Genomic DNA, 26,149 nt, shown 5'->3' on the forward strand with positions numbered 1-26,149 from the left:
AATTTTAATTTAGCTTAAAAAGCCGGAGGCTCTTTTTATAGTTTGTTGTCTTATAGACGAGCCCAAAGTTTAAAAGGTTACAAGAAAATCGGCTTTTTTTTGGATTTAGGATTTTCTTTAAACGAAAAAGACCCGTATAGTTCAACTACACAGGCCTTTATTGAAGAAATATTTTTTCGTTATTTCATGCCCAAAACATCGGCGCCCTGGTCAAAAACCAAGTCGACCGGAATGCCTTTTTTGCTCAGGCGGTCTAAATCGGCCTGTAATTCGGGCTGGATGATGCCTTTTTCTTTTTGGGCTTTTTCTACAGCGCTTTTATCGCCATTGCCTTGCAGCATAATGATGAAGGCGCTCAGCTCGTTCATGGCTTTGGCAAATTTGTCGAAATTTACGCGGTAGGTGCCACTAGGCAACCGTTCAAAAGCTCCCTTTTCCTTAAAGAAGTTAAAGCATTGCATGTTGGCTTTTCCGTGGGCCTCTGAGGCGCCAAAACGTACCGAGCGCAGAATGCCGGCCATAAAAGTGGTGTAATAATCCTTGATATCGCCGGTAAGCTCGCCTTTTTTAAGCAGACCGGTAACCATGTAAAGGCCCAAGATATCGGCTTTGCCTTCTTCAAGCCAAGAATATTGCTCTTTCAGGGCCGAACGTACGGTACCTTTGCCGTTAATGGTGTTTTTAATGCCTAAGCCGTGCGCCACTTCGTGGAACATCACGTTAGCAAAAAAGGCATCGAATTTAATGTATTGCTGCTGGTCTTTGTCAATCAGTTCTTTGGCAATCGGCACCAAGATCTTATCGAATTTGGCTTGCATGGCATTTTTTAATTGCGAACGGCGAGTTCCCTTTTTCTGTTGGATGATTTCATCGTTGGGCAGGTTTACGGCAATGGTTTTAGAACCCGCATTGCAGTCGCCGGCGTAGTAAACCACATCGTAGGCATTCAGTTCAGAATCGGTTCCAGGCACCTCTTTTTTGTAATTGTCGGCAACCGGAAGACCTTTTTGTAGCTCAGGTAGTAGTTGCACGTATTTGGCCAAGCGCTTGCTCCATTCCTTGTCCTTAACCAACACATACGATTCGAAGGCTGCGCGGGCGTTGAAAAGCTTGTCTTCATAATTTTCTATCGGCCCAATGATGATGTCGAGGCCATTGGTTTTCATGTCGAGCCAGGCATAGTCGCTGGCCGTATAATCGTCGGTTACCAAGGCATCGGCACGCAGGTTCAGGTATTTTTTTAAGCCGGGGTCGGTAGTAATCAAGGCGGCCTGTTTCAGCAAGGCGCTTGCTTTCTGTAATTCAGCAGCAAAAACAACGTGGTAGGGAACCGAAATCAGTTTGCCTTTTTCTTTTCTGATGACCGAGTAAAGCCCGAATTTGTCTTTTACATCAGATTTTTCCAACTCCTCTTTGGTCATGCCGGCTGGATAAAAAGTGCCGGTTTCAGATTTAGGTCCAATACCAGCCACAAAAGGCTTTTCGCCGTTCAACCTATCCCAAGGGCCATAGTTGATCCATACAAAATCCTTGGTTTTTTGGTCCTTAATAGTGTTGAGCAGGCTGTCGCGTTGCGGATAGGCTTGTTTCCAGTACAGCTCGTCCATAATTTCTGCCGCTTGGATGAGCAAAGGCAATACCTGACGTTCGTTGGCGCTCAACTGGTTCAGGTTGGTGGTTAGTTTAACCCTTTCATAACCGGCTAGGCGCTGGTCTACATATTCTTGCAGGGTATCTTTTGCCTTGTTGGCGCTCTTGTCTGTTCCTGCTTTTTCGGTCTGGTTGCAGGCGGTAAGGCCGGTAGCTACAGAAAGGCCAAGCAATAGGCCCATGGTTTGATGTATAGGTTTAATCCGCATACGATTTATCGTTTGGTAAAAAATGTTCGTCGTTTTATATCAATCTACTAAATTAGCAAAAAATATAAGCCTGCGTAATTTAGATTTAATGGCGGGCACCTAACTCATTCTTACTCTTTAAAATACAAAAGATGTTAATCAGACCAACCCATGCTAAAGCAGCAGCCCTTGTTGCCGGTGTACTCTTGCTAACCAATTGCAGCAGCAGCAAATATGCCGCGACAGACAAGGTTTATAAAAATATGGCTAAAGATTTTTCCAAGGTCATCAAAGCGGCTCCGCCGGTAAATCAGCAGATCGATTCGCTGAATAGCCAGCAACAATCTTGGGTGGGTACCGTAAACATGGGGATGCGCAAGCCTAATTTTGTGGTCATTCACCATACGGCACAAGACTCGACCGAGCAAACCCTCAAAACCTTTACCATCGCCCGAACCCAGGTGAGTGCGCATTATGTGGTGGGCAGGGATGGCAAAGTGGTACACATGGTAAACGACTACCTGCGCGCGCAACATGCCGGGGCGGGAAAATGGGGCAACGATACCGATTTGAACTCCTCATCTATAGGCATTGAATTAGACAATAACGGTACTACCGATGTGTTTACCGATGCGCAAATCAACAGTTTGTGTGCTTTGCTGGCTACCTTGAAAAAGAAATATAACATCCCGACGGCTAATTTTATAGGGCATGCCGATTATGCTCCGGGCCGTAAAAACGACCCCAAAAACTTCCCTTGGAAAACCTTGGCCAAAAAAGGCTTCGGTTATTGGTACGATGATGTATTGCAGTTGCCACCTGCCGATTTTGATACCACTAACGCCTTGCGGATTATCGGTTATAACGTAAAGAACCTGAACTACGCCATCGAGGCATTTAAGATCCATTTTGTACAAACCGATATCTCGCAAACACTGACGGATACAGATAAGCTGATTCTGTATAATGTGTATAAGAAGTATTTGTAGGCATGCTTCCTGATCCTACATTTTCGCGAACCAATAGATGATTTAGGCTTTTGCTCATTCAAAAAGGCAAAGAGAAGATGAACACCAAGCTAAAACAGATTTCAATAGTTGCTATATTGCTGGTGGTCCTCGTGACTAACTCGGTTAAAAGCCAGCAATTTAAACTTCAATCGCTTGATGGCGCTAAAATCGAATTTCGGGTGTCAAAAAATGATCAAAACATTTTATCGATAATATATGCCTCGGATACTGTTTATGTAAGAGATGTTAAGGACATTAAATCAGCAAGGGTTTTAGGAAACAGGTTCTTGATGATTAATTACGGTGTCCGTGCGGGTACAGGTATAAGCTCTGCCAGAACGCTATTGCTATCAGGCTACCAGAAAAAGCTGATCAAGTCTTTAGAAGTAACTTCGTTATTTCGTGAAGACTTCTTAGATTTTGATAACCATGTAACTTCTCCCATGAAAGCCGAAGTAAAAAGCGTTTATAATGTAGAATTATCTTTGCTGGGAAATAGCATAGCCAATTATAAACTAGTCGTTAAAATACACGATGAGAGAACTTCGATGCATGCACCAAAGACAGATTACAACAAGAATGGAGTTGAGACTTTGTCTTTTGACAAAACCGACCGTGTTTTTTACAGTCTGCACGAAGATATTTCTGGATACTTCACCTTGTGGGATTCTAAAATGCAAAAAGAAATTAGAAAGTATGTTAAAGGTAATTTCGCTATAGCTAAGCTTGGCACCTATAAATATTATTATATCAATGGATCTTGGTATTTTAAATCCGATAATAACGAATTAACCAAGTATGCTTATAACTAAAATTGTTATGGATAATCAATATCGATGATAGAATTTAAGAAGAATGTTAAGAAATCCCTTCCTTATGATAGGAAGCAATATCTCGATTTCTTAGACGAAGATATTAATTCAACTACGAAATGGTACGGAGTTTCATTTCAACTGCCAGGTGGTTATGAAGGAAGGGAAATTGGTTTAACGGAATATCTTGAAGCTTACGCGGAGTGGTTTAAAGCCATAATATCGCAACTTGACAAGGGTTCATTTTGGACAGTTAATCACGATGGCAAAGACATGAATTGGCTTCCAAATGACGAAAATAATCTAGTCCCTTTACGAGCCTTATTCAAACAAAATCATATTTCAAATGAATTTAAAGGAGCCTTACTGTTTACAAAAGATGACTTATTAAAATTTGCCAAGGAATTGATTTCATACCCGCTTGCTGTATTTAACGAAGCGGGCTATTTATATGAGAACTTGGATGTCTCACACAGCGAACTGTCATTTATTATCAAAATATCAGGACATGCAAATATTGATTTGTTGAGCACAGATCAAGAGCTTTTGACAGCGGTGATAAATGCAAACAACTCCAATAGCTTCATCTTAAGGCCTTATAGGGGCACCTTTCTATGATTTAATTTCAGCAACCAGCTGGGCTAGCCGAATGAAACGAAGCTACTTCCCCCGGCTTTCGTAAGCGTCAATTAACTGGTTTAAAATCGAAGCTTCCTCTTCATTGATTAAACCTTGTTGCTGATAAGGTACAATACAGTCGATTACAAAATCATACTCAATTTGATTTTTGATTTTTCTGCGCTTAAGAATTTTTGCCATTTTATTCTCTCGTTTACAATCTATATTCTCTTCGTCAATTTTTTTCCAAAAAAGTTCAACTGTTTTTCCTGAACCTTCTTGGAAAAAAAATAAAACATCATTCCATTTATAAGCTAAGCTTTGAAGATTTTTAAAACGATTTTCGGCATTTGATATATCTTGTTTAAAGCCTAGGTAACCATTGATAAATTGCTCATTGCCCTGTTGAGTGTTGCTCGGAGGATAAATTCTGAATGATTCAATGGCTATGTCGATGATTTTGATTAATTCGTTCGCCTTATCTTGATAGGTTTGCTTTGTTGACATATACTGTTTTGCTTTAAATGGCGTGCTAGCATAAAAGCCCTCAAATTTTGAGGGCTTTTTTATATGATAATCTGAGGCTGAAGCCCATCGCAATTCGCATTATTCCATGCGCACTACGCTTTCACCTTAAACGAATCCTTCAAGCCAACTGTACGGTTAAAAATCAGCTTGCCTGGGGTCGAATCTTTGTCCAAGCTAAAGTAACCTTTGCGGATAAACTGATAACCCAATCCTGTGGTTGCGTTGGCCAAATAAGGCTCGATGTAAGCTGTTTTGATTACTTCCACACTGTTCGGGTTCAGGTAATCCTTAAAGTCGCCTTCTTCTGCATCTGGCGATTCTACGGTAAACAACCTGTCGTATAAACGAACCTCTGCCGTATGTGCGTGCTTGGTGCTCACCCAATGGATGGTTCCTTTTACATGGATGCCACTGGTATCAGAACCGCTTTTCGATTCTGGGATGTAAGTACAGTGCACTTCGGTTACATTACCGTTTTCGTCTTTCTTAAAGTCATGGCACTGTACAATGTAAGCATGTTTAAGCCTTACGGTAGCTCCTGGAGCTAATCTGAACCATTTTTTGGCAGGCTCTTCCATAAAGTCTTCGCGCTCTATCCACAGCTCGTTGCTGAAAGGGATTTCGCGGGTGCCGCCTTTGTCATCGGCCTCCGGATTGTTTTCGCCAATCAATATTTCTTCCTGTCCTTCCGGATAGTTCGTAATCACCAATTTAATCGGATCTAATACCGCCATTACACGATTAGCGCGCTTGTTCAGGTCCTCGCGGATGCAAAATTCCAATAAACTCAGCTCAATCAAATTCTCGCGTTTCGCAATGCCGATACGTTCGCAAAACTCGCGGATGCTCTCAGGTGTGTAGCCACGACGGCGTAAACCACTGATGGTAGGCATACGCGGATCGTCCCAGCCGCTTACAAAACCTTCGTTTACCAATTGTAGCAGCTTGCGTTTGCTCATCACGGTGTAGGTAAGGTTCAAACGTGCAAATTCGTATTGTTTAGAAGGGAAAATCTCCAGTTTCTCAATAAACCAATCGTACAACTCACGGTGCGCCACATATTCTAAGGTACAGATCGAATGCGTAATGTGCTCGATGCTGTCGCTTTGGCCGTGGGCGAAATCGTACATCGGGTAAATGCACCAGGCATCGCCGGTACGGTGATGGTGGGCATGCTTAATGCGGTAAATAATCGGATCGCGCATCAGCATATTCGAACTGGCCAAATCAATCTTTGCGCGCAAGGTACAGGCGCCATCGGGCAGTTCGCCGTTTTTCATACGGGCAAACCAATCGATATTTTCGGCCACGCTGCGGTCGCGGTAAGTACTTGGCGTACCCGGTTCGGTAGGTGTGCCTTTCTGCATGGCAATTTCTTCGGCTGTGCTATGGTCTACATAAGCCAAACCTTTTTCTATCAATTTTACGGCGAAGCCATGCAACTGGTCAAAATAATCAGAAGCATACAGTTCGTTTTTCCACTGGAAGCCTAACCACTGGATGTCTTCCTGCTGACTGTTTACGTATTCGGTTTTCTCGGTTACCGGGTTGGTATCGTCGAAACGCAAATTCGTATAGCCACCATATTTCTGGGTTAACCCAAAATTAAGGCAGATGGCTTTCGCATGGCCAATATGCAGGTATCCATTAGGCTCGGGCGGAAAACGTGTAACCAACGTTTTGTATTTGCCGCTGCTTAAATCATTCTCTATTAGCTCTTCAATAAAGTTTAATGATTTCTCTTCACTCATAAAATTAGCTGTGTTAAAACATCAAAGTTACGAAGAATGAGGCGATTTCTTACAGTTTTTAAACAGTTTCGTTGGTTGAAGAATGAGACAAGACTTTCTAATTAAAACCAGACATGATAATGGCCCTGTTTTTACTATAGCAATCTAACAATCTAAAATATCCGCGATGGAGCAAATACAAAACATCCTTAAATGCTCTTCTATGTCTTAAATGGTAGTTAGATAACCATATAAGACATTTAAGTTCGTCTAAGAATATATGGTTTTTGATTATGCTATGGATGCATTTGGAGAGCCTGCTCCGGTTTTTCGAAAGAATATAGCATATAGAATTTCACAGGTTGAAAGAATTAGTTTAGCCTTTCCAATCAGAACCAGGCAAGCGGAAACATTCTTAAATGCTCTTATATGTCTTAAATGGTAACCTTATAACCATATAAGATATATAAGTTGATCGCAAGAGATAAAGTCACATTTTTAAACAGTTTCGGATAAAACGGCTAATTTCTTTACATTTACATCCTATTTTACAATCAAATATGAACAAGATATTGAATAGGCCCATCCGTGTTTTAGTGGCGAAGGTAGGCTTAGACGGGCACGACCGTGGCGCCAAGGTTATTGCTACTTCCCTGCGCGATGCCGGAATGGAAGTGATTTACACCGGCTTGCGCCAAACTCCCGAAATGGTAGTGAATACGGCCCTGCAGGAAGACGTGGATGCCATCGGAATTTCGATCCTTTCGGGTGCGCACATGACCGTTTTTCCGAAGATTGTAGAAATCATGAAAAAGAAAGAACTGAACGATGTGTTGCTCACCGGTGGAGGCATTATTCCGGAAGCCGATATGAAAAAACTCCAGGAAATAGGTGTGGGCGAGCTTTTTGCGCCGGGCACTCCCATGACAAGCATCGTAGCATATATTGAAAACTGGGTAGTTACAAATCGAAATTTTTAAGTTATGGCCTATCAACAACTGTTAACCGAGATCAAGGAAAACATCCTCTACATTACCATTAACCGCGAACAAAAGCTCAATGCCTTAAACAAGGAAGTGCTGACGGAACTGGCCGATGTAGTTGCCCAAGCGGTTGCTAATCCAGAAGTGCGTGGTATTTTGTTAACGGGTGCTGGCGAAAAGGCCTTTGTGGCTGGAGCCGATATCTCCGAATTTCAAAACTATAACCTGGCCGAAGGCAAAGAACTGGCTCAAAAAGGACAGGAAAATGTGTTTAATGCCATCGAAAACTGTCCGAAACCAGTAGTGGCGGCCATCAACGGCTTCGCGCTGGGCGGTGGCTTGGAACTGGCCATGGCATGCCATATCCGTATTGCCAGCGAAAATGCCAAATTGGGTCTGCCTGAAGTTACCTTGGGCCTTATTCCGGGCTATGGCGGTACGCAACGATTGACACAACTGGTAGGCAAGGGCAGGGCAATAGAAATGATTACCACTGCCGATATGGTTACCGCCGAAAAAGCAGCGCAAATGGGCTTGGTAAACGAAGTGGTGCCTCAAGCCATGCTGCTAGCCAAGGCCGAAGAAATTCTAGGCAAAATCAAACTGAGGGCTCCATTGGCCGTGGCCAGCGCCATTAAAGCCATCAATGCTGCAGGGGGCGACAAAACGGGCAATGGCTTTCAGGTAGAAATAGAAGAATTTAGCAAATGCTTTGGTACGGCCGATTTTAAAGAAGGCGTAACGGCGTTTTTAGAAAAAAGAAAACCTGTTTTTAGCGGTAAATAAGACTTACTGAAAGATTATGGCCTGTCTGCAAGAAATGTAGACGGGCTTTCTTTTTTGGGTAAGATTCTTTTGCAAATGCCTGATTTTTAATCTAAAGGAAAAATAGGATTAATTTAAACGAGAAAAAATTCCCGCGGTGAATTAATTGTAAAAAAACTTAAAAAAGGTGTAGAAAATATTTCCCACAGTAAATTTTTAGCTATATTTAGCTATTATTTGACTGGCGCATATTTCGTATGAAAAAAATATTAATTGTTGATGATGAGGTGAATATAGGTCTTTTGCTATCTAAATTCTTAACCAGAAATTCATTTGCCGTAGAAACTGCTACCAGTGGTGCCTCTGCCATGGACTATCTTTCTAAGCAAAGTTTTGACCTGGTATTGTGCGATTATCGCTTGGAAGATACCGATGGCAAAGAAATGCTCATCAAAATCAAGGAAAAATACCCAACAACCGGGGTGATTATCATTACCGGCTACTCTGATATCAAGCTGGCCGTAGAGCTGATCAAGCTGGGCGCTTACGACTACATTACCAAGCCACTCTACCCCGATGAGATCCTCAATACGATTAACAAGGCTATCGAAACACAGATTGCCTTGAATGCAACAGCCAACGATCCTGTTGAAACCGGCAATAAAAAAGACAAAAGCAACAATAAACAAGTTCAAGCCGAAACCGGCGAATTTGTAGTTGGCCAAGGCACGGCTTCCAGAGATCTGATGCGTCAGATCCTATTGGTAGCCCCAACTTCCTATAGCGTTATCCTAACCGGCGAAAGCGGTACTGGAAAAGAATCGGTGGCCAAAACCATCCACATGAACAGTCCGCGAAAAGACAAGCCCTTTATTGCCATGGACTGCGGTTCGCTAACCAAGGAATTGGCAGGAAGCGAGTTTTTCGGTCACGAGAAAGGCTCTTTTACCGGTGCGCTTTACACCAAAATAGGCCATTTTGAGATGGCCAACGGCGGTACGTTGTTTTTGGATGAGGTAGGGAACCTTTCTTACGATATCCAGGCGGCCTTGCTCAGAACAGTGCAGGAACGCAAAATCAAGCGTATTGGCAGCACCAAGGAAATCGACCTTGATGTTCGCATTATTGTGGCAACCAACGAAAACCTGGGCGATGCTATTCAAAAGGGCAGGTTTAGGGAAGATTTGTACCACAGGTTTAACGAATTTTCTATCCATTTGCCACCGTTGCACCTTAGGGGCAATGATATTATGGTGTTTGCCAACACGTTTTTGGCACAGGCCAATGCCGAGCTTAACCGCAACGTGCAGCGCTTCTCTGAAGAGGTAGAAGAATGTATTTTAACCTATAACTGGCCGGGCAATGTACGTGAGCTGAAGAATGTGGTTAGAAGAGCCACCTTGCTTACCGAAAGCGAAGAAATCCAGCTTAAAGCTTTGCCTTTGGAGATTTCTACCTATGCCAAGGCAACCGCTATCGAAAATGCCGTAGAGAATACCATTATCCGTTCGGCAGGCACCAACAGGCCCCGCGATTTAAAAAATGCCGCACTCGAAGCAGAATATGAAACCATTTTAAATGTGCTGCGCGAAGTGAATTTTAACAAAACCAAAGCCGCCAAGCTTTTAAATATCGACCGCAAAACGCTTTACAATAAAATGAAGGCGATAGATTTGGGCAGCTAGGCTAATTGTGGCTTTAGCTTATTAAATTTAAAGATTCTAAAAACATTTTGGGGGCTTTTGCTATTATTGCTTTTAATCGCTAAAGCTCTATATGTCTTTATTTAACTACAAACAGCGCAATAACATCAACCTGGTCATTATTATTGCCCTGGGCTGTTTAATTGCCTATTCCCTGCTCGGCATTTTTAGTTCTTTGTTAAGCGCATTGGTACTTTATACCATCTTGCGGCCCGGCTACATCTATTTGGCCGAGGTAAGGGGCTGGAACAAGAGCTTTACGGCCATTCTCCTGCTGTTTTTGTCGCTGGTGGTGCTGGTGTTGCCTTTTTACGCCTTAAGCAGCATGGTGATCGAGAAAATAACGGAGCTGCGAAACGACGAGCTTTATTTCAAGAACATCCTGTACAAGGTAAAGCATCTTTTGCCGGTAGAGGAAAACGTGCAGGTGATTATTGAAGACGGCCTCAAAAAAGCCGGAGCTTGGGCAACAGGGCTTTTCCCATCTCTTATTTCGAGTATTTTTAATACGGTGCTGGGCTTGTTGCTCATGTACTTTATCCTTTATTTCATGTTGGTAGAGCGCATAACCTTTGAACGGGCGCTCATCAAATATGCCCCGTTTAGGGAACAGAATGCGCAACGCTTTGCCGAAGAAATGCGCAATACCACCTATGCCAATGTAGTAGGACAGGGCTTTATCTGTTTGGTGCAGGGCTCGCTGGTCAGCTTGTCGTTTTATGTGCTGGGCTACAAAGACCCGCTGTTTTGGGGCGTGGTTACCACTTTTATTTCTTTTGTGCCTGTTTTGGGTCCACCGGTGGTGTTTGTGCCGGCTGCCCTGTTGCAAATGGCCAATGGTAATAATTTTGCCGCCTGGGCCATGCTCATCTTCGGTTTTGTGGTGATCATCAACATCGATAACGTGCTGCGCTTCATGATTGCCAAAAAAGTTGGAAATATTCATCCGATAATTACTGTAATTGGCGTGGTTATTGGTATTCCTTTATTTGGTATATTGGGACTGGTGTTTGGACCATTGTTGCTCTCGTACTTTATGCTGCTCGTCAAAATCTACGAAACCAGCTCGCTGGCTTCCGAAAGATTGGAAAGAATTAAAACAATTCGGGAGCATGAGGAGTTATAAAAACGAGTTTTAACAATGCAATAACATCTCTTCTGCTATATTTGAAACAAACAAATTGTTAAACATAAAATTTTAAGATCATGAGCGATAATTCAAAAGTAGTTGTAGCGCTATTAGCCGGTTTGGCTGCAGGAGCAGCATTAGGTTTATTGTTTGCCCCAGAAAAAGGAAGCGAAACTCGCGATAAATTAGGACAGTCGTTGAAAGATTTTGGCGATTCGATCAAGGAAAAAGCAGCCGATGAGATCAACAACCTCACCTCGCTGAAAGATAAAGTGGTAAACTCTATCAAAAGCAAACTAAGAGATGTGGAAGATGAGTACTCATCGGAAGTAGAAAACGTTTGAGCGATTTAACAAAACGAACAAATAATGGAAGAAAACAAAGAAAAAGGCTTAGAGGATATCTTTTTAGATGCCAAGGAGTATATTGATACGCGTATCGAATATACCCGGTTGTCGGCGGTAGAAAAAGGTTCTAAAATATTTGCAGACCTGATTACAAGCGGTGCAGTAATTATTTGCTTTGTACTGGCATTTTTGTTTGCTTCGTTTACATTGGCGCTCTACCTGTCAACCGTTTTGGGAAGCTATGCGGCTGGATTTGGGTGCGTGGCAGGAATTTACCTGTTCCTGTCTATTATTGTTTATTTAACCAAGGACAAATACATCGAAAAACATTTGATCAACATGTTCATCAAAAAATATTTCGATAAAGTAGCCGATAAAGACGATGATGAAGAAGAGAAGTAACATACAGAACCTGAACGACCTGCAGAGCGAAATCAAACGCCTCAAGGCCGATTACAAACAAAGGGGCGAAATGCTAAAGCATGATTCGAAAGCGTATGTGGCTCGGTTTTCTATTGGCAACTTGATTAAAAAATATGCAACCCCAAGCGGTTTTCTCAAATTAGACGAAAAAACCCATTTCAGCAGCAAGATCATGTCTATTGTATTGCCGATGCTGATGAACAGTACTTTTTTTAAGGGCTCTGGCTTGATTACCAAGGCCCTGGCCGCGCTGGTATCGGGCAAAGTAGGCAAATCTTTAGATGCCGAAAGCATGTCGGGCATTTTTAACTTGGTCAAATCGCTTTTTACCAAAAAGAAAAAGGACAAGGAAAAAGAGCTGGCTTTTGTAGATTATGGCATTCCGCCAGACAGCGAAACCTATTGAAACAAAAAAGGAAACCATTTCGGTTTCCTTTTTTTATTTTGTTCATTTTATAAATCAGATTTAATTTTCAGCTCCTTCAGCTGCTTCTCGTCAATAGTGCTTGGGCTGTCGATCATGATATCTCTACCCGAGTTGTTTTTAGGGAAGGCAATCACATCGCGGATGCTGTCTAAACCGGCAAAAATAGAGCAAAGCCTATCGAAACCGAAAGCAATACCACCATGCGGAGGCGCGCCAAACTCGAAGGCATCCATCAAGAAACCAAATTGTTTTTGAGCCTCTTCAGGACTAAAACCCAAGTGTTTGAACATCAGGGCTTGTAGATCGCGGTCGTAAATACGGATAGAGCCGCCGCCAATTTCGGTGCCGTTAACCACCATATCATAGGCATTGGCCCTTACCTCGCCAGGTGCGGTATCGAGCATGGCAATGTCTTCTGGCTTAGGCGAAGTAAACGGATGGTGCATGGCATGGTAGCGCTCGGTTTCCTCATCCCACTCCAACAGCGGAAAGTCGAGTACCCAAAGCGCGGCAAAAGTATCTTTGTTACGCAAGCCAAGGCGCGTGCCCATTTCTAAGCGAAGTTCGCTCAATTGCTTGCGTACCTTGTCTTTTACGCCGGCCATCACCAAGACCAAATCCCCAGGTTCGGTTTGGCAGGCCGCCGACCATTTTTGCAATTCTTCTTCGTTGTAAAACTTGTCAACCGACGATTTTAACGAGCCATCTTCGTTGTGGCGCATGTAAATCAAACCAGTAGCACCAATTTGTGGGCGTTTGATAAAATCGGTCAGTTCGTCTAATTGCTTGCGGGTGTAGTGCGCACAGCCTTTGGCGTTAATGGCAATCACCAATTCGGCATTGTCAAAAACCGCAAAATCCTTTCCTTTTACCACCTCGTTCATTTCAACGAACTTCATCTCAAAACGAGTATCAGGCTTGTCGGAACCATACCAGCGCATGGCATCGGCATATTGCATGCGAGGCACTGTAGGCAAGTCGTAATTGCGTACTTCTTTAAATAAGGTACGAATCAGGCCTTCGAACGTATGTAGAATGTCTTCTTGTTCAATAAAAGACATTTCGCAGTCTATTTGGGTAAACTCTGGCTGTCTGTCGGCACGCAAATCCTCGTCCCTAAAACACTTTACAATCTGAAAGTAACGGTCAAAGCCCGAAACCATCAGCAACTGCTTAAAGGTTTGTGGCGATTGCGGCAAGGCATAAAATTCGCCTGCATTCATGCGGCTTGGCACCACAAAATCCCTGGCGCCTTCTGGGGTCGATTTGATCAGTACCGGTGTTTCTACCTCGATAAAATCCAATCCATCCAAATAGCGACGGGTAGCCTGGGCCATTTTGTGGCGCAAGATCATGTTGTTTCTGATTGGGTTGCGGCGCAGATCCAGGTAACGGTATTTCATGCGCAAATCGTCGCCACCATCGGTTTTATCTTCAATTAAGAACGGAGGCAGTTTGGCTTTGTTCAATATTTCGAGGGCTTCTACCTTAATTTCGATATCGCCGGTCGGAATTTCCTTGTTTTTGTTAGAGCGCTCCACCACAACGCCACTTACCTTGATCACGAATTCGCGACCCAAGTTACGCGCCGCTTGGCAGAGGTCGGCATTATCATTCATGTTAAAAACCAATTGAGTAATACCGTAGCGGTCGCGAATGTCTATAAAAGTCATCCCGCCCAAGTCTCTCGAATTTTGCATCCAGCCACAAAGTGTAACGTTTTCGCCTAGATTTTGCAGCGTTAAGGCGCCGCAAGTAGTTGTTCTTAACATCTTTAAATCAAATTTTGAGCCGCAAAAATACACAATCCTGTCAAGGTTTCCGAAACCTAAGCTGATTATGTGGCCAGAAAAATTTTTTTTCTACCTTGATGCAACGTTTTTGAAAATAGACTGTCTCTTGACTTGAACGCCTTTTAAAATTGGAAACTGCATACATAGACAAACACGTCTCGCTGGTAAACGAATGCCGAGCGGGAAGCCGGAAAGCACAGTTTGAGCTTTACAAATTATATGCTGGTGCGATGTATAACGTAGCCCTGCGTATTGTAAACGACGATGCCGAAGCCGAAGATGTACTTCAGGAAGCATTCCTGGATGCCTTTAACCGTATTGCGGATTTTAGGCAGGAAACCACCTTTGGTTTATGGCTTAAACAGATTGTAATTAACCGAGCCATTAACTACTTACGCAAGCGTAAAGCCGAATTTGTAAGTATTGACGAGGTTGACGTAGCCGAAGAAACGGCACCAGACCCAGAAGAAACCGCTTTAAAGGTAGAAGCCATTAAAGCGGCGGTGGCCGAATTGCCAGATGGATATAGAGTGGTACTAACACTTTATTTGTTTGAAGGCTACGACCACGAAGAAATTGCACATATATTGAAAATAACAGAAAATACATCACGCTCGCAGTACATGAGAGCCAAGAGAAAGTTGAATAGTTTATTAGAAATGAAAGGAGTAGCAAGATGAATAATAAATTAGAGGAGTTTGTAAAGGCTAACAAGAAAGAATTCGAAGTAAAAGGCCCGTCAGACCAGCTGTGGGAACGCATAGCCTCCGAATTAGACAAGAAAGAAAAAGAACAGCCAAAAAAGTCGGTAAAGCTGTATCCATGGCTAAGCATCGCCGCGATGCTGGTCATTAGCTTGGGCATTTATTTTACGGCCAGCTATAAAAAAGCCAACAATGTGGGCGTAGAAATTGCCGATGTCAATCCGGCATTTAAAAACAAACAGGTGCATTTGGCCAGCCTCATCGAGGAAAGAAAAGACAGCCTGCAGGTTTATGCCAAGGATAATCCGGAGCTATATGGCAAGTTTACTGACGATATGGCCAAACTGAGCAAGGATTACGAGGCTCTAAAACGAGAGTTGCAAACCAGCCCGAACCGCGTAGCTGTGGTTAAAGCCATGATGAAAAACCTCGAAATACAATCGCAGTTGCTTAGCCAGCAATTAGGAATTATAAACCAAGTCAATCAATATAAAAAGGAGAATTCGATATAGGGCCAACGGCTTTGTATCAACAAAACAATCAGTCATGAAAAGAATAAAAAATGTAGCCCTGGGTGTGTCGGGTTTGCTGTTGCTCGCTACACAAGTTAACGCCCTGCAAACCGGAGAAATAACCGCCACCAGTCCGGCAGCACCAGCTGCGCCTGTAGTATCTACTGCTGTGGCCAAAAACAGCAGTTCAAAAGCCTCTCAAATCAGCGTCAGCAATTCAAGCTCGGTTAGCTATTCGTATAGCAGCAGCCAGGATGCCGACGATCCGATGAGAGCTAAAACCTTTTCCAAATCGTTTAGCGTAGACCGTAGCGACAAAGTGAATTTGAACAACCAATATGGTGGCATGACCATTAAAACCTGGGACAAAAACGAAGTGAAGGTAGACGTAGACATCAAGGCCTACGCCAATACCGAGGAAGCCGCGCAACGCTTGCTGGACAATACCAATATCAATGCCTCTAAAAGCGGCGACGTTGTATCGTTTAGAACAAGTATCGGCGACGGCAATAAGGGCAGCGGCAGTCGCAATGGCAAAAGATGGCGCCAGGAAGTAAAAGTATACTATACGGTTTATATGCCTGCTACCAATGCCTTAACCGCCTCGCAAGAATATGGCAGCATTGTAATGGATAGCTTTGCTGGGCCAACCTCGCTTAAAGTGCAATATGGCAATCTTACCGCCGGCGATTTGAGCAATGCCAACAACTACATTTCGGTACAGTATGGCAAATGTGTGCTGCAAGACCTGAACCAGGCGCGTATCAGACATCAATACGGCGGTGGCTTAACCATTGCTTCGGTAGGTACGCTCGATTTGGATGCCCAATATACTTCGGCCAATATTACCACCATTAAAAACAGCGCAACCATTAAACATCAATATGGTAGCGGTCTAACCATTGGCACGGCAGGCACCTTGAACCTCGATTTGCAATACACTTCGGTAAATATCGGAACCGTAAGAAATGCTTCTGTAATCAGGCACCAATATGGCAGCGGTATCACCATTGGCAGTGCGGGTCCGCTCGATTTGGATGTACAGTATGCTACGGTTAAAATTGCCAACCTGCATGGCAATTTGGGCACCAAGATCCAATACGGTTCGCTTAGCGCCAACAACATCGATGCAGCGAGCAGAAACATCAATGTAAATGCCGAATACAGCAGCGTGGCTTTAGGCTTTGACGCTGGCTACTCGGCCGATTTTGATGTAGCGGTAAGCTATAACAGCTTTAAATATGGCAGCAACGTTACGGCACGCAAAACAAACGACGACGACGACCAGACCAAACGCTATACCGGCCAGATCGGCAAGGGTGGCAGCAGCAAGGTAATGGTACGCTCGGCATATAATTCGGTTACCTTTAGATAAACAAACCAAACAAATAAAGTAGGAGCCTGTTAATGAAAATTAACGGGCTTTTTTTATTTTCGCCTAAGATCAGATTAACCATGGAATTTTTAAGCAGTCCAGAAGCCTGGATTTCACTACTAACCCTAACCGTTTTAGAAATCGTTTTGGGGATAGACAACATTATCTTCATTTCTATTTTATCGGGCAAATTACCCGAACATCAGCAAAAAAAAGGCCGTCAGCTGGGTTTGGGCCTTGCCATGATTACCCGTGTGCTCCTGTTGCTATCGCTCACCTGGATCATGAAACTCACTTCGCCCTTGTTCAACATCGGCGAATGGTTTGGCGTTGAGAGCCAAGAGTGGCTCAGCAAGCTGGCTATTTCTGGTCGCGATTTGATTCTGATTATCGGGGGTATTTTCCTGATTTATAAAAGCACGCACGAAATACACGAAAAACTGGAAAGCGCCGAAGAGCACGAAGTAAAGGGAAAGGTATATTCGTTTAGCGGCGTCATTGTGCAGATCCTGCTGCTCGATATCGTATTCTCGCTCGATTCGGTTATTACCGCCGTAGGGATGGCCGAACATGTTGAGGTCATGATTGCGGCAGTTATCATTGCCGTGATCATCATGATGGTTTCGGCCGGAGCCATCAGCAACTTCGTTAACCAGCACCCAACCGTAAAAATGTTGGCACTTTCTTTCCTGTTGCTCATCGGTGTATCGCTTTTGGCCGAAGGTTTAGACCAGCATATCCCTAAGGGCTATATCTATTTTGCGATGGCTTTTTCGGTATTGGTAGAAATGCTGAACCTGAAGATGAAAAAAGGCAAAAAACCTGTCAAATTGCGCAATACGCCACAAGAAGATACCAACAAGAAGTAAAATCGCAGGTTGGTATGGCAACTGAGGGCGTTAATCGTCATCGCGGTTTCCTATTTTGTCTTCAAATGCAATATTGTTGCGTTTAATATTTAGATTTGTCCAAATCAATTCAAATTCAAAAGAAATGGACAGCTATGATGTAATTATTATTGGAGGCAGCTATGCCGGTCTTTCGGCCGCTATGGCCTTGGGCAGGTCTTTGCGCAAGGTATTGCTGATCGATGCAGGCGAACCTTGTAACAGGCAAACCCCACATTCGCATAATTTTTTAACGCAGGATGGCGAAACGCCGGCCATCATCAGCGCCGAAGCGAAGGCTCAGGTACTGGCTTATCCTACGGTTAAATTTTACGATGGATTGGCTATCCAAGCCGAAAAAATAAAGCAAGGTTTTGCTATCTCCACAGCCGATGGACAACGCTTTGAAGCCCGTAAGCTTATTTTGGCCATGGGTATTAAAGATGTATTTCCAAACATCAAGGGTTTTGCCGAATGCTGGGGCATTTCGGTTTTGCATTGCCCGTATTGCCATGGTTACGAAGTGGCCAAACAGCCGCTGGGTGTTATAGCCAATGGCGATATGGCTTTCGAGTTTGCCAAAATGATCTATAACTGGAGCCCTGAACTTACCCTGTTTACCAACGGACCTTCCACATTAAGCCAAGCGCAAACCGAGCATTTTAAAGCCAAAAATATCAAGATCGTAAGTACAGAAATTGCCGAATTGGTGCATTGGGATGGTCAGCTGAAACATGTACTGCTTAAAGATGGAACCCGGCACGAACTTAAGGCGGTTTTTGGCCGGGGAAGCCTCGAACAGCATACGCCTATTGCGGCGCAATTGGGTTGTACACTCGACCAACAGAACCTGATTATAGCCAACGATGGGCAAACCTCTGTTCCTGGCGTATTTGCAGCCGGCGATTGTGCTATGCTTTTCCGTTCGGTGGCTGGCGCGGTAGCCATGGGCAACAAGGCGGGCGTTTATGCCAACAAGGAGCTGATAGAGGAGGATTTTTAATTCCGATTTGAGCATGCCAAAGCTAAAGCCTACTTTTGCAGGCCTACATTTTAAGCTGAGCGTATGATTACCTTTTTCGAAGCCTCATTGGCCGAACTTTCTATCCATAGAATTGGCAACAAGCTGCAAGACGAGTTCTATGTGCTGTCTGAACAGTCGATGTACATTCAAGATGAAATGCTGAAACAGCTTTTGTTGCAGTATTTCCTGTCGCCTTATGAGAAAGTGAATGAAATTTACCACTTCATGCACCCCAACGACGATTTGAACCTGAACGAGGTGTATCACTTCGCCTCGGAAATTTTTGCCAACGGCGATTTGTTTCACGAGAACAGCAAGAAGCTGGCTACCTATCTGTACGATATTTCGAACCATCCGAAAATCAAATCGGGCGAGCTTTATGTGGCCTATTTTGAAAATGTACAGATTGAAGGCGATCTGCACGATGCGATCGGGATTTTCAAATCAGAAACCAAAGAGAGCTATATCAAGGTTTATCCAGAACAGAGTGGCTTTGCGCTAAGTTATGAGCAGGAGGCTATTAACATCAGCAAACTGGATAAAGGCTGCCTCATTTTCAATACCGATAAAGAGCAGGGTTTTAAGGTGGCCGTAATCGATCAAACCAACCGTAGTGCCGAAGCCGTGTATTGGAAAGACGAATTTTTGAGGCTCAAGGTAAGGAACGATAATTACAGCCAAACACAAAATGTATTGGGCGTGTACAAAAACTTCATCACCGAAAAACTGGATGAGGAGTTTGAAGTAACCAAAACAGATAAAATCGATTTGTTGAACCGCTCGATGAAATATTTTAAGGAGAAAGAAAGCTTCGATATCGACGAGTTTGCCAACGAGGTGATTGCCAATCAAGAAGGTATAGATCTTTTTAAAAGCTACAAGAAAAGCTACGAAGAAGAGTTTGATACTCCAATTGCCGATACTTTCGATATTTCTGATGCGGCGGTAAAAAAACAGGCCAAGGCATTCAAAAGTATTTTAAAGCTCGATAAGAATTTCCATATCTATATCCACGGCAACAAAGAGCTCATTGAAAAGGGCTTCGACGACGACCGCTCGATGAACTATTACAAGGTTTATTTCAGAGAGGAGCAGTAACTTGGACGAAACAGCGAATGGTGGCAGACATCTCTAAATAAGCTTAATTTCTTAATGGTTAATTTTGCATAGCTTGTTGGTGAAGAACACCAACAATGGCGATGCTGCTTATTAAAAGTTTTCGAATAGCGTGTTGGTGAAGAATACCAACTAAGGCATAACACCAACAATGGCGATAAGCAAGCGTTAAGCGACCTTAATTCCTTAATGGTTTATTCTGTACCTGTTATCTCCGCTTTCTAAAAAAAGAATAAATTTTCTTAAATTGCTGTAAGCATGGATATTAAATATTACTTATGGCACTCAAAATCCTTAATTCGGTTTTAATTCTTTTTGCCCTGTACATGGGCATCAAACAAGGCTTTGCCATGATCAATGGGAAGCCAGAAATGCTCCAGATGTTTAGCAAATTTAATGTCGGCAAAAACGGAGTGCTGGTTCTGGGCGCTTTCACTGTAATTGGTGCCATCTTGGTTTTGTTTCCCAAAACATTTGTGTATGGCAATTTCATTACCGCCGCGGGCATCTTGTTCATTATGGCTTTGGAATTGAACCATAGAGATCTCAAAGGCGCGGCTATAGAATTGCCGTTTCTCTTGCTGTCGCTGGTTATTCTTTACTTGCAGCATCCATTGAGCAAATCCTAAATTCTTCATACACTTGTTGGTGAAGAATACCAACAAACCAAAAACCATCATATAACGTCTATATTAAATAAGTGCAAAACAAACTTAATTCCTCAATGGTTAATTTATGCTTGTCGTTATTGCTCGCCAAAAATTTTCGAATAGGCCATTGTGAAGAACAGCAATAATGGCGTGATTGAAGTTGTGTTTTAGTTTTCAAACACTTAGCTTTAAAGCTATGACTTCAATCCCCAAACAGAACAGCATTTTCAAAGTAATTGGCGCTTCTTCTTTAGGAACGCTGATCGAATGGTATGACTTTTATATTTTCGGCAGTTTGGCCAGCATTATTGGGGCACAGCTTTTTCCGGCCGATGCCGGAGCTTCGGCTTTGATCAACACCCTGGCCATTTTTGCGGCAGGTTTTATCGTTAGGCCTTTTGGTGCGCTGGTGTTTGGTCGCCTGGGCGATTTAATTGGCCGTAAATACACGTTCTTGCTCACTTTGGTGCTGATGGGTGGCTCTACCTTTTTAATCGGCCTCATCCCTTCCTATTCAAGCATTGGTTACGCCGCGCCTATTTTGGTGCTGATTTTGCGCCTCATTCAGGGTTTGGCCTTGGGGGGTGAATATGGCGGCGCAGCCACTTACGTAGCCGAACATGCACCAAAAGGCAGGAGAGGCTTTTTTACCAGTTGGATCCAAACCACGGCAACGCTAGGGCTGTTTCTTTCTTTGGGCATCATCGTGCTTGCTAAAAATCTTATCGGTGCTTCTGCTTTTGCCGATTGGGGTTGGCGCATTCCCTTTCTGCTGTCTATTTTGCTGGTAGGCGTTTCCATCTACATCCGTTTAAAAATGCACGAATCCCCCATGTTTGCCAAGCTTAAAACGGAAGGCAAGATTTCTAAAAATCCGCTCAAGGAAAGTTTTAGCAAGAAAGCCAATTTCAAAATGGTTTTGCTAGCCTTGTTTGGCGCTACAATGGGTCAGGGCGTCATCTGGTATACCGGCCAGTTTTATGCGCAGTCTTTCATCGAAAACACCTGTAAGGTCGATTTTAACGATTCGCGTTATATTTTGCTCTGGGCCATTGCCTTTGCGACGCCCTTTTTTGTGGTATTTGGTTCGTGGAGCGATAGGGTTGGGCGCAAATGGATTATGCTTGGGGGCATGCTGCTGGGCATTGTTTTTTACCGGCCTATTTATCAGGTATTTCTAGACAAAACAGACCTGAGCCAGCTACAGCCTACAGCAATCAAGGATGTTGCCCAGCCGGTCATCACCAAAACAGCGCTGCACACAGCCGGCGACACCTTGGTGAATACAAGCACCAAAATAACGCTGTTAAATGGAAGCACCTTTAACAAGCTACAAGTTGATACGGTGTATGCCAATTCGAATAAGCCTATTGGCCATGCGAAAGAAATTATGAAAGACAAAACGCTCACTTCGGGTACTTTCTGGCTGTTTGTGGCCTTGGTTTTCTTTCAGGTAATTTTGGTAACCATGGTGTATGGACCAATTGCGGCCTTCTTGGTCGAGCTGTTTCCAACCCAAATCCGTTATACTTCTATGTCGCTGCCTTACCACGTGGGCAATGGCGTTTTTGGCGGATTGGTTCCCTTTATCGCTACCTTGATTGCCAGTTTTGCGGGAGCCACGCCGCTCTCCGGACTTTGGTACCCCATCGGCATCGCCACGCTCAGTTTTATAATCGGCGCCGTTTATTTAGCTAATCAAACCGACGAAAACATTAACGATTAAATCATGAAAGCATTAAAAAAAATATTGGGTATCTTTTGGATTGTTTTAGGCCCATTGGCCGTAGGTTTAATGGCTTGGCAGGCCTGGAGCAAAATCAGTCTGGCCGAGCCGGGAATGGCGCAAACCAATACCGCGCTGCAGTGGGGCATCATTCTGCTTATCTTCATTCCGATAGCCATTGGCCTGGTCATATTTGGCAAGTATGCCTTAATGGGCGAATATGATCATTTGCCCGAAAATTCGGAAGAACTCGACTAGAGTACGTACTCGTCGTTAATAGGCATTACCGGTGCCGGAACCTCTTCTTCGCCCAGCATCTGCAACAAGTTGATTTCGATGGTGCGGGTAATCTGGTTAAGCGGTACGCCCGACGAGTTATTCTCGAAAGGATCGATGAGGCTCATGCCATTGATTTGCGTCGACACGAATACAAAACCCACCAGCCAACCCATAAAAATGGCCCACCAGCCCATGTCCTGACTAATCACCAAAGTAAACGTAACCACAAACAGCCAAATAAACACCTTGGTTAAATAGCTGTAGGTGGTTGGAAAAACGGTGTTTTTAATGCGTTCGCACATGCCCATTTCATCGCTAAATTTGATGAGCAGGTTGTTGATGTCGAGAAACTTGAAGCCGTCTAGCTGGCTGGTATATAATTTTTCGAGGTCTTTGGCCTGGTTGTGCAGAATGGCGTTGTGCACATTGCGCTGTTTTTCTACCTGCTGCTGTTCGTCTTCGCTTAAATATTTGATGTAGATAAGATCTTTCGTGCTTCTTAAATTGGCTTTAAGGGCATATAAAAAGGCAATATGCCTTAAAATCATCCGCCTAACCACTTCGTCGTTTGCTGCGTTTTTGGGTACGTAGCTAAGCAGGCTTCGGGCAAACGACCTCGAATCGTTAACCAGTCCACCCCAAATTTTGCGGGCTTCCCACCAGCGGTCGTAGGCCTGGTTATTGTTAAAGCCGATAAAAAAAGCGATGGCTGTGCCCAAAACACCCGGAATGATGGTAGGCACAATGAAATGATGCGCAATAAGGTACTCATGGGCCAAAAAAGCCACCGTACAAGAAACAATCATGATCAGGTCAACCTGCCAAGTGTTTCTGATAATTCTGCTTAACCTGATGTTTTTTACAATGAGCATAGCTAGATGTGTATCAAACTAATTTAAGCAGATTTTTTGTCAAATTAAACAACCCTGAGCAACAAGCCTTTTAAATATTCGCCTTCTGGAAATGATAGGCGCACCGGATGGTCTTCGGGCTGGCTAAATTGCCTGATGACCTGTACCTCTTTGCCGGCATCTAAGGCCGCCCAGGCAATAATCTGCTTAAAGGTTTCGATATCAACCGCGCCCGAGCAGGAGAATGTAGCCAACAAGCCGCCACTTTCCAGAAGCAATAAGCCTAGTCGGTTCAAGTCTTTGTAGGCACGGGCAGCACGGTCGAGGGCCGAGCGCGAAGGCGCATATTTCGGTGGGTCGAGTACCACGATATCGAATTTCTTTCCTTCGTCTTTAAAGGCCCGCAGTTGCTTATTGACATCGGATTGGATGGCAGTCTGTATTTGCTGATCAAATTGGTTCAGCTCGATGTTTTGCTTGAGGGTTTCGATGGCTAGGGCCGAGCTGTCTACGCTGGTTACCTGCGCCGCGCCTTGTAGCAAGGCATTGAGGCTAAATCCGCCACTGTAGCTGAAGCAATCCAATACGGTTTTGCCTTTGGCATAGCTGGCCAACAACTGACGGTTGTCGCGCTGGTCGCAATAAAAACCCGATTTCTGCCCTTCGGCAATGTTGATATGATAGGTAATTCCGTTTTCCTTTACTTCGATAAAAGTGGCTGGCGCCTCTCCCCAAAGCAAACCGTTTTCGGCGGTAATGCCTTCGTGTGTACGTGCGGTGGCATCGCTGCGGTCGAAAATGCCTTTTGGATTTAAGGCTTCGCAAAGCGCTTCGATAATCACATCTTTGGCTTTTTCAATGCCCGTGCTTAAAATCTGTACCGACAAAAAATCGGCATATTTATCTACAATCAGGCCCGGCAAAAAATCGGCTTCGCTAAAAATAAGACGATAGGCATTGGTGTCTTGCTTTTGCAACAGGTGTGCCCTGGCTTGTATTGCCTGATTGATTTTCTGAACGTACCAGGCCTTGTTGATGGCTTGTTCTTCGTTCCATTCGATTAAACGAACCGCTACGCGAGATTGATCGTTGAAATAACCGTAAGCTAAAAATTCGTTGTGGGCGCTGAGTACTTTGACCACGTCGCCGTTTTTGGGCTCGCCCTTTACTTTTTCCAAAGCCCCAGAAAATACCCAGGGATGACGCTGTAAAACCGCTTTTTCTTTTCCCTTTTTTAACTTGATTTCAACCATGTTGCAAAGGTACTAAACCCTTTGGCTAACCGCAAAGCGCAGGCACATTTTCACAAAACCTATGTGCGCCAGTTTGTGGTTAAGGGGGCTAAATTGTACTTTTACTGCATGGAAGAAATAACCTGGAACGATTTTGAAAAAGTAGAATTACGCGTAGGCACCATTTTGGAGGCATTCGATTTTCCGGAAGCCCGCAGACCGGCATTTAAGGTAAAGGTTGATTTTGGCGAATTCGGCGTCAAAATGAGCAGCGCCCAAATTACCAAGCATTACACCAAGGAAGAACTGGTGGGCCGACAGATTGTTGGCGTCATCAATTTTCCCAAAAAGCAGATCGGCAAGTTCATGAGCGAGTTTTTGGTAACCGGTTTTGCCGATGAAAACGGAGATATTGTGTTGGCCAGCGTAGCCAGCCCAGTGCCCAATGGAAGCAAACTGATCTGACGATGTTAAGTTAAGCAATCGTAATTCGCCAATCTAAAATCTACAATCAAATGAGCTATTACAATTTCGAAGAAGGCCAAAACCCCGAACAGGCTGATGAACATTTTATGCGCCTGGCCCTGAACGAGGCCAAAAAAGCCTACGAAGCCGAAGAAATCCCGATTGGCGCCCTTGTAGTGAGCCATGGCAAGATCATTGGCCGGGGCCATAACCTTACCGAACAACTGAACGATGTGACGGCACACGCCGAAATGCAGGCTTTTACAGCCGCCGCCCAAACCCTTGGGGGCAAATATTTGAAAGACTGCACGCTGTATGTAACCATCGAGCCCTGCGTAATGTGCGCCGGTGCCAGCTATTGGACGCAGATTAGCCGCATCGTATTTGGCGCACACGAAGAAAAACGAGGCTTTACGCGTATCGGACAAAACCTTTTGCATCCTAAAACGTTATTGAAAGGCGGTGTTTTGGCCGAAGAATGCGGTCAGCTGATGACGGATTTCTTCAAAAACAAACGCAAATAAAGTTGACAAACAATTGAATAAAACTTAACCTTTCTCTGTTATATTTGTACATAACAATTTTTAAACTTAAATATATACATTATGGCTTTTGAATTACCTGCGTTAGCATACGCAACCGACGCATTAGAACCACATATTGATAAATTGACCATGGAAATCCACCATGGCAAGCATCACCAAGCTTATGTTACCAACCTGAACAAAGCTTTGGAAGGTAAGCCTGAGGCAAATTCGAACATCGAAGATATCATCAAAAATATTTCAAAATTCCCAATGGCGGTTCGCAACAACGGAGGCGGCCATTTTAACCACTCGTTGTTCTGGACGGTTTTAGGTCCGAACAAAGGTGGCGAGCCAACTGGCGATTTGGCGAAAGCCATTAACGAAGCTTTCGGTTCTTTTGCCGATTTCAAAACCAAAATCCAAGATGCCGGTGCTACCCGTTTCGGTTCAGGCTGGGCTTGGTTATCGGTAGGTGCCGACAAAAAATTGGTGATTTCTTCAACCCCTAACCAAGACAACCCATTAATGGATATTGCCGAAGTAAAAGGCACGCCAATTTTCGGTATCGATGTTTGGGAGCACGCCTACTACTTGAAATACCAAAACAAACGCCCGGATTACTTAGCGGCTATCTGGAATGTGGTAAACTGGGATGCAGTTGCCGAGCGTTACAAAAAAGCACTTTAATAGCAAAA

Annotated in this window: 28 protein-coding genes; 22 read left to right on the top strand and 6 right to left on the bottom strand. The window is 43.9% G+C overall.

What is annotated here, in order from left to right; all coding sequences use genetic code 11:
• Positions 1-179 precede the first annotated feature (179 nt).
• Positions 180-1,859: a dipeptidyl-peptidase 3 family protein gene (locus tag VRU48_RS15535; protein ID WP_330108841.1), complete on the bottom strand. Its 1,680-nt coding sequence runs from the start codon at positions 1,857-1,859 to the stop codon at positions 180-182.
• A 131-nt stretch (positions 1,860-1,990) separates the two neighbouring features.
• Between VRU48_RS15535 and VRU48_RS15540 the strand changes: the two genes are divergently transcribed.
• The 3 genes from VRU48_RS15540 (at position 1,991) to VRU48_RS15550 (ending at position 4,278) form a co-directional block, all read left to right on the top strand.
• Positions 1,991-2,827 (top strand): N-acetylmuramoyl-L-alanine amidase, encoded by an 837-nt coding sequence (locus VRU48_RS15540; protein ID WP_330108842.1) that lies wholly within the window; start codon positions 1,991-1,993, stop codon positions 2,825-2,827.
• A 77-nt stretch (positions 2,828-2,904) separates the two neighbouring features.
• Positions 2,905-3,660: a hypothetical protein gene (locus tag VRU48_RS15545; RefSeq protein ID WP_330108843.1), complete on the top strand. Its 756-nt coding sequence runs from the start codon at positions 2,905-2,907 to the stop codon at positions 3,658-3,660.
• Positions 3,661-3,684: 24 nt separating this feature from the next.
• On the top strand, positions 3,685-4,278 hold the full coding sequence (locus VRU48_RS15550; protein WP_330108844.1) for a hypothetical protein: 594 nt from the start codon (positions 3,685-3,687) through the stop codon (positions 4,276-4,278).
• 42 nt (positions 4,279-4,320) lie between these two features.
• Here the strand turns inward: VRU48_RS15550 and VRU48_RS15555 are convergent, their stop codons facing one another.
• Together VRU48_RS15555 and VRU48_RS15560 are read right to left on the bottom strand one after the other, a co-directional pair.
• Entirely contained in the window at positions 4,321-4,785 is a 465-nt protein-coding gene (locus VRU48_RS15555; protein WP_330108845.1) for a hypothetical protein, read from the bottom strand.
• A 113-nt stretch (positions 4,786-4,898) separates the two neighbouring features.
• The gene (locus VRU48_RS15560; protein ID WP_330108846.1) at positions 4,899-6,557 is read right to left on the bottom strand and encodes a glutamine--tRNA ligase/YqeY domain fusion protein; all 1,659 of its coding nucleotides are present in this window, start codon (positions 6,555-6,557) and stop codon (positions 4,899-4,901) included.
• Positions 6,558-7,096: 539 nt separating this feature from the next.
• Here VRU48_RS15560 and VRU48_RS15565 point away from each other — a divergent pair.
• The 7 genes from VRU48_RS15565 (at position 7,097) to VRU48_RS15595 (ending at position 12,292) form a co-directional block, all read left to right on the top strand.
• Positions 7,097-7,516, top strand: a complete 420-nt coding sequence (locus VRU48_RS15565; RefSeq protein WP_330108847.1) for a cobalamin B12-binding domain-containing protein — start codon at positions 7,097-7,099, stop codon at positions 7,514-7,516.
• Positions 7,517-7,519: 3 nt separating this feature from the next.
• The gene (locus VRU48_RS15570) at positions 7,520-8,305 is read left to right on the top strand and encodes an enoyl-CoA hydratase/isomerase family protein (protein ID WP_330108848.1); all 786 of its coding nucleotides are present in this window, start codon (positions 7,520-7,522) and stop codon (positions 8,303-8,305) included.
• A gap of 236 nt (positions 8,306-8,541) precedes the next feature.
• Positions 8,542-9,969: a sigma-54-dependent transcriptional regulator gene (locus tag VRU48_RS15575; RefSeq protein ID WP_330108849.1), complete on the top strand. Its 1,428-nt coding sequence runs from the start codon at positions 8,542-8,544 to the stop codon at positions 9,967-9,969.
• 91 nt (positions 9,970-10,060) lie between these two features.
• The gene (locus tag VRU48_RS15580) at positions 10,061-11,113 is read left to right on the top strand and encodes an AI-2E family transporter (protein ID WP_330108850.1); all 1,053 of its coding nucleotides are present in this window, start codon (positions 10,061-10,063) and stop codon (positions 11,111-11,113) included.
• An 80-nt stretch (positions 11,114-11,193) separates the two neighbouring features.
• On the top strand, positions 11,194-11,460 hold the full coding sequence (locus VRU48_RS15585; RefSeq protein ID WP_330108851.1) for a YtxH domain-containing protein: 267 nt from the start codon (positions 11,194-11,196) through the stop codon (positions 11,458-11,460).
• Positions 11,461-11,484: 24 nt separating this feature from the next.
• A complete protein-coding gene (locus tag VRU48_RS15590; RefSeq protein ID WP_330108852.1) occupies positions 11,485-11,865 on the top strand; it encodes a phage holin family protein in 381 nt (126 codons plus the stop codon).
• Positions 11,846-12,292, top strand: a complete 447-nt coding sequence (locus VRU48_RS15595; protein ID WP_330108853.1) for a hypothetical protein — start codon at positions 11,846-11,848, stop codon at positions 12,290-12,292. The genes VRU48_RS15590 and VRU48_RS15595 overlap by 20 nt, the downstream gene beginning before the upstream one ends.
• A gap of 47 nt (positions 12,293-12,339) precedes the next feature.
• Here VRU48_RS15595 and aspS read toward each other — a convergent pair whose 3' ends face one another.
• Positions 12,340-14,085, bottom strand: a complete 1,746-nt coding sequence (gene aspS / locus VRU48_RS15600) for an aspartate--tRNA ligase (RefSeq protein ID WP_330108854.1) — start codon at positions 14,083-14,085, stop codon at positions 12,340-12,342.
• A gap of 149 nt (positions 14,086-14,234) precedes the next feature.
• Here aspS and VRU48_RS15605 point away from each other — a divergent pair, with 149 nt between their 5' ends.
• From VRU48_RS15605 to VRU48_RS15645, 9 genes are all read left to right on the top strand, one after another.
• Positions 14,235-14,786 carry an RNA polymerase sigma factor gene (locus tag VRU48_RS15605; protein WP_330108855.1) on the top strand — a complete coding sequence of 184 codons (552 nt, stop codon included), beginning with the start codon at positions 14,235-14,237 and terminating at the stop codon, positions 14,784-14,786.
• Positions 14,783-15,322 carry a hypothetical protein gene (locus VRU48_RS15610; RefSeq protein WP_330108856.1) on the top strand — a complete coding sequence of 180 codons (540 nt, stop codon included), beginning with the start codon at positions 14,783-14,785 and terminating at the stop codon, positions 15,320-15,322. The genes VRU48_RS15605 and VRU48_RS15610 overlap by 4 nt, the downstream gene beginning before the upstream one ends.
• Before the next feature lie 34 nt (positions 15,323-15,356).
• The gene (locus tag VRU48_RS15615; RefSeq protein WP_330108857.1) at positions 15,357-16,697 is read left to right on the top strand and encodes a hypothetical protein; all 1,341 of its coding nucleotides are present in this window, start codon (positions 15,357-15,359) and stop codon (positions 16,695-16,697) included.
• Between the two features lie 80 nt (positions 16,698-16,777).
• Positions 16,778-17,566 carry a TerC family protein gene (locus tag VRU48_RS15620; protein ID WP_330108858.1) on the top strand — a complete coding sequence of 263 codons (789 nt, stop codon included), beginning with the start codon at positions 16,778-16,780 and terminating at the stop codon, positions 17,564-17,566.
• Between the two features lie 124 nt (positions 17,567-17,690).
• Positions 17,691-18,587: an NAD(P)/FAD-dependent oxidoreductase gene (locus VRU48_RS15625; protein ID WP_330108859.1), complete on the top strand. Its 897-nt coding sequence runs from the start codon at positions 17,691-17,693 to the stop codon at positions 18,585-18,587.
• 63 nt (positions 18,588-18,650) lie between these two features.
• Entirely contained in the window at positions 18,651-19,706 is a 1,056-nt protein-coding gene (locus VRU48_RS15630) for a nucleoid-associated protein (RefSeq protein ID WP_330108860.1), read from the top strand.
• Between the two features lie 296 nt (positions 19,707-20,002).
• On the top strand, positions 20,003-20,353 hold the full coding sequence (locus tag VRU48_RS15635) for a hypothetical protein (protein WP_330108861.1): 351 nt from the start codon (positions 20,003-20,005) through the stop codon (positions 20,351-20,353).
• Between the two features lie 217 nt (positions 20,354-20,570).
• Positions 20,571-22,100: an MFS transporter gene (locus tag VRU48_RS15640; RefSeq protein ID WP_330108862.1), complete on the top strand. Its 1,530-nt coding sequence runs from the start codon at positions 20,571-20,573 to the stop codon at positions 22,098-22,100.
• A gap of 3 nt (positions 22,101-22,103) precedes the next feature.
• On the top strand, positions 22,104-22,358 hold the full coding sequence (locus tag VRU48_RS15645; RefSeq protein WP_330108863.1) for a DUF6814 family protein: 255 nt from the start codon (positions 22,104-22,106) through the stop codon (positions 22,356-22,358).
• Here VRU48_RS15645 and VRU48_RS15650 read toward each other — a convergent pair.
• Both VRU48_RS15650 and VRU48_RS15655 read right to left on the bottom strand, forming a co-directional pair.
• The gene (locus tag VRU48_RS15650; RefSeq protein WP_330108864.1) at positions 22,355-23,251 is read right to left on the bottom strand and encodes a bestrophin family protein; all 897 of its coding nucleotides are present in this window, start codon (positions 23,249-23,251) and stop codon (positions 22,355-22,357) included. The two genes, VRU48_RS15645 and VRU48_RS15650, sit on opposite strands and share 4 nt — an antisense overlap.
• Positions 23,252-23,295: 44 nt before the next feature.
• Entirely contained in the window at positions 23,296-24,483 is a 1,188-nt protein-coding gene (locus VRU48_RS15655; protein WP_330108865.1) for a class I SAM-dependent rRNA methyltransferase, read from the bottom strand.
• A 108-nt stretch (positions 24,484-24,591) separates the two neighbouring features.
• Between VRU48_RS15655 and VRU48_RS15660 the strand changes: the two genes are divergently transcribed.
• The 3 genes from VRU48_RS15660 (at position 24,592) to VRU48_RS15670 (ending at position 26,141) form a co-directional block, all read left to right on the top strand.
• On the top strand, positions 24,592-24,927 hold the full coding sequence (locus VRU48_RS15660) for a tRNA-binding protein (protein ID WP_330109517.1): 336 nt from the start codon (positions 24,592-24,594) through the stop codon (positions 24,925-24,927).
• A 50-nt stretch (positions 24,928-24,977) separates the two neighbouring features.
• Positions 24,978-25,451, top strand: coding sequence for a nucleoside deaminase (locus VRU48_RS15665; RefSeq protein ID WP_330108866.1), 474 nt, complete (start codon positions 24,978-24,980; stop codon positions 25,449-25,451).
• A gap of 81 nt (positions 25,452-25,532) precedes the next feature.
• The gene (locus VRU48_RS15670) at positions 25,533-26,141 is read left to right on the top strand and encodes a superoxide dismutase (protein ID WP_330108867.1); all 609 of its coding nucleotides are present in this window, start codon (positions 25,533-25,535) and stop codon (positions 26,139-26,141) included.
• Positions 26,142-26,149 lie beyond the last annotated feature (8 nt).

Source organism: Pedobacter albus (genome assembly GCF_036324255.1).
GTDB lineage: Bacteria > Bacteroidota > Bacteroidia > Sphingobacteriales > Sphingobacteriaceae > Pedobacter > Pedobacter albus.

Bases quoted from the DNA above. Each gene is read 5' to 3' on its own strand.
- VRU48_RS15535 (WP_330108841.1), bottom strand. From the start codon at position 1,859: ATGCGGATTAAACCTATACATCAAACCATGGGCCTATTGCTTGGCCTT.
- VRU48_RS15540 (WP_330108842.1), top strand. From the start codon at position 1,991: ATGTTAATCAGACCAACCCATGCTAAAGCAGCAGCCCTTGTTGCCGGT.
- VRU48_RS15545 (WP_330108843.1), top strand. From the start codon at position 2,905: ATGAACACCAAGCTAAAACAGATTTCAATAGTTGCTATATTGCTGGTG.
- VRU48_RS15550 (WP_330108844.1), top strand. From the start codon at position 3,685: ATGATAGAATTTAAGAAGAATGTTAAGAAATCCCTTCCTTATGATAGG.
- VRU48_RS15555 (WP_330108845.1), bottom strand. From the start codon at position 4,785: ATGTCAACAAAGCAAACCTATCAAGATAAGGCGAACGAATTAATCAAA.
- VRU48_RS15560 (WP_330108846.1), bottom strand. From the start codon at position 6,557: ATGAGTGAAGAGAAATCATTAAACTTTATTGAAGAGCTAATAGAGAAT.
- VRU48_RS15565 (WP_330108847.1), top strand. From the start codon at position 7,097: ATGAACAAGATATTGAATAGGCCCATCCGTGTTTTAGTGGCGAAGGTA.
- VRU48_RS15570 (WP_330108848.1), top strand. From the start codon at position 7,520: ATGGCCTATCAACAACTGTTAACCGAGATCAAGGAAAACATCCTCTAC.
- VRU48_RS15575 (WP_330108849.1), top strand. From the start codon at position 8,542: ATGAAAAAAATATTAATTGTTGATGATGAGGTGAATATAGGTCTTTTG.
- VRU48_RS15580 (WP_330108850.1), top strand. From the start codon at position 10,061: ATGTCTTTATTTAACTACAAACAGCGCAATAACATCAACCTGGTCATT.
- VRU48_RS15585 (WP_330108851.1), top strand. From the start codon at position 11,194: ATGAGCGATAATTCAAAAGTAGTTGTAGCGCTATTAGCCGGTTTGGCT.
- VRU48_RS15590 (WP_330108852.1), top strand. From the start codon at position 11,485: ATGGAAGAAAACAAAGAAAAAGGCTTAGAGGATATCTTTTTAGATGCC.
- VRU48_RS15595 (WP_330108853.1), top strand. From the start codon at position 11,846: ATGATGAAGAAGAGAAGTAACATACAGAACCTGAACGACCTGCAGAGC.
- aspS (WP_330108854.1), bottom strand. From the start codon at position 14,085: ATGTTAAGAACAACTACTTGCGGCGCCTTAACGCTGCAAAATCTAGGC.
- VRU48_RS15610 (WP_330108856.1), top strand. From the start codon at position 14,783: ATGAATAATAAATTAGAGGAGTTTGTAAAGGCTAACAAGAAAGAATTC.
- VRU48_RS15615 (WP_330108857.1), top strand. From the start codon at position 15,357: ATGAAAAGAATAAAAAATGTAGCCCTGGGTGTGTCGGGTTTGCTGTTG.
- VRU48_RS15620 (WP_330108858.1), top strand. From the start codon at position 16,778: ATGGAATTTTTAAGCAGTCCAGAAGCCTGGATTTCACTACTAACCCTA.
- VRU48_RS15625 (WP_330108859.1), top strand. From the start codon at position 17,691: ATGGACAGCTATGATGTAATTATTATTGGAGGCAGCTATGCCGGTCTT.
- VRU48_RS15630 (WP_330108860.1), top strand. From the start codon at position 18,651: ATGATTACCTTTTTCGAAGCCTCATTGGCCGAACTTTCTATCCATAGA.
- VRU48_RS15635 (WP_330108861.1), top strand. From the start codon at position 20,003: ATGGCACTCAAAATCCTTAATTCGGTTTTAATTCTTTTTGCCCTGTAC.
- VRU48_RS15640 (WP_330108862.1), top strand. From the start codon at position 20,571: ATGACTTCAATCCCCAAACAGAACAGCATTTTCAAAGTAATTGGCGCT.
- VRU48_RS15645 (WP_330108863.1), top strand. From the start codon at position 22,104: ATGAAAGCATTAAAAAAAATATTGGGTATCTTTTGGATTGTTTTAGGC.
- VRU48_RS15650 (WP_330108864.1), bottom strand. From the start codon at position 23,251: ATGCTCATTGTAAAAAACATCAGGTTAAGCAGAATTATCAGAAACACT.
- VRU48_RS15655 (WP_330108865.1), bottom strand. From the start codon at position 24,483: ATGGTTGAAATCAAGTTAAAAAAGGGAAAAGAAAAAGCGGTTTTACAG.
- VRU48_RS15660 (WP_330109517.1), top strand. From the start codon at position 24,592: ATGGAAGAAATAACCTGGAACGATTTTGAAAAAGTAGAATTACGCGTA.
- VRU48_RS15665 (WP_330108866.1), top strand. From the start codon at position 24,978: ATGAGCTATTACAATTTCGAAGAAGGCCAAAACCCCGAACAGGCTGAT.
- VRU48_RS15670 (WP_330108867.1), top strand. From the start codon at position 25,533: ATGGCTTTTGAATTACCTGCGTTAGCATACGCAACCGACGCATTAGAA.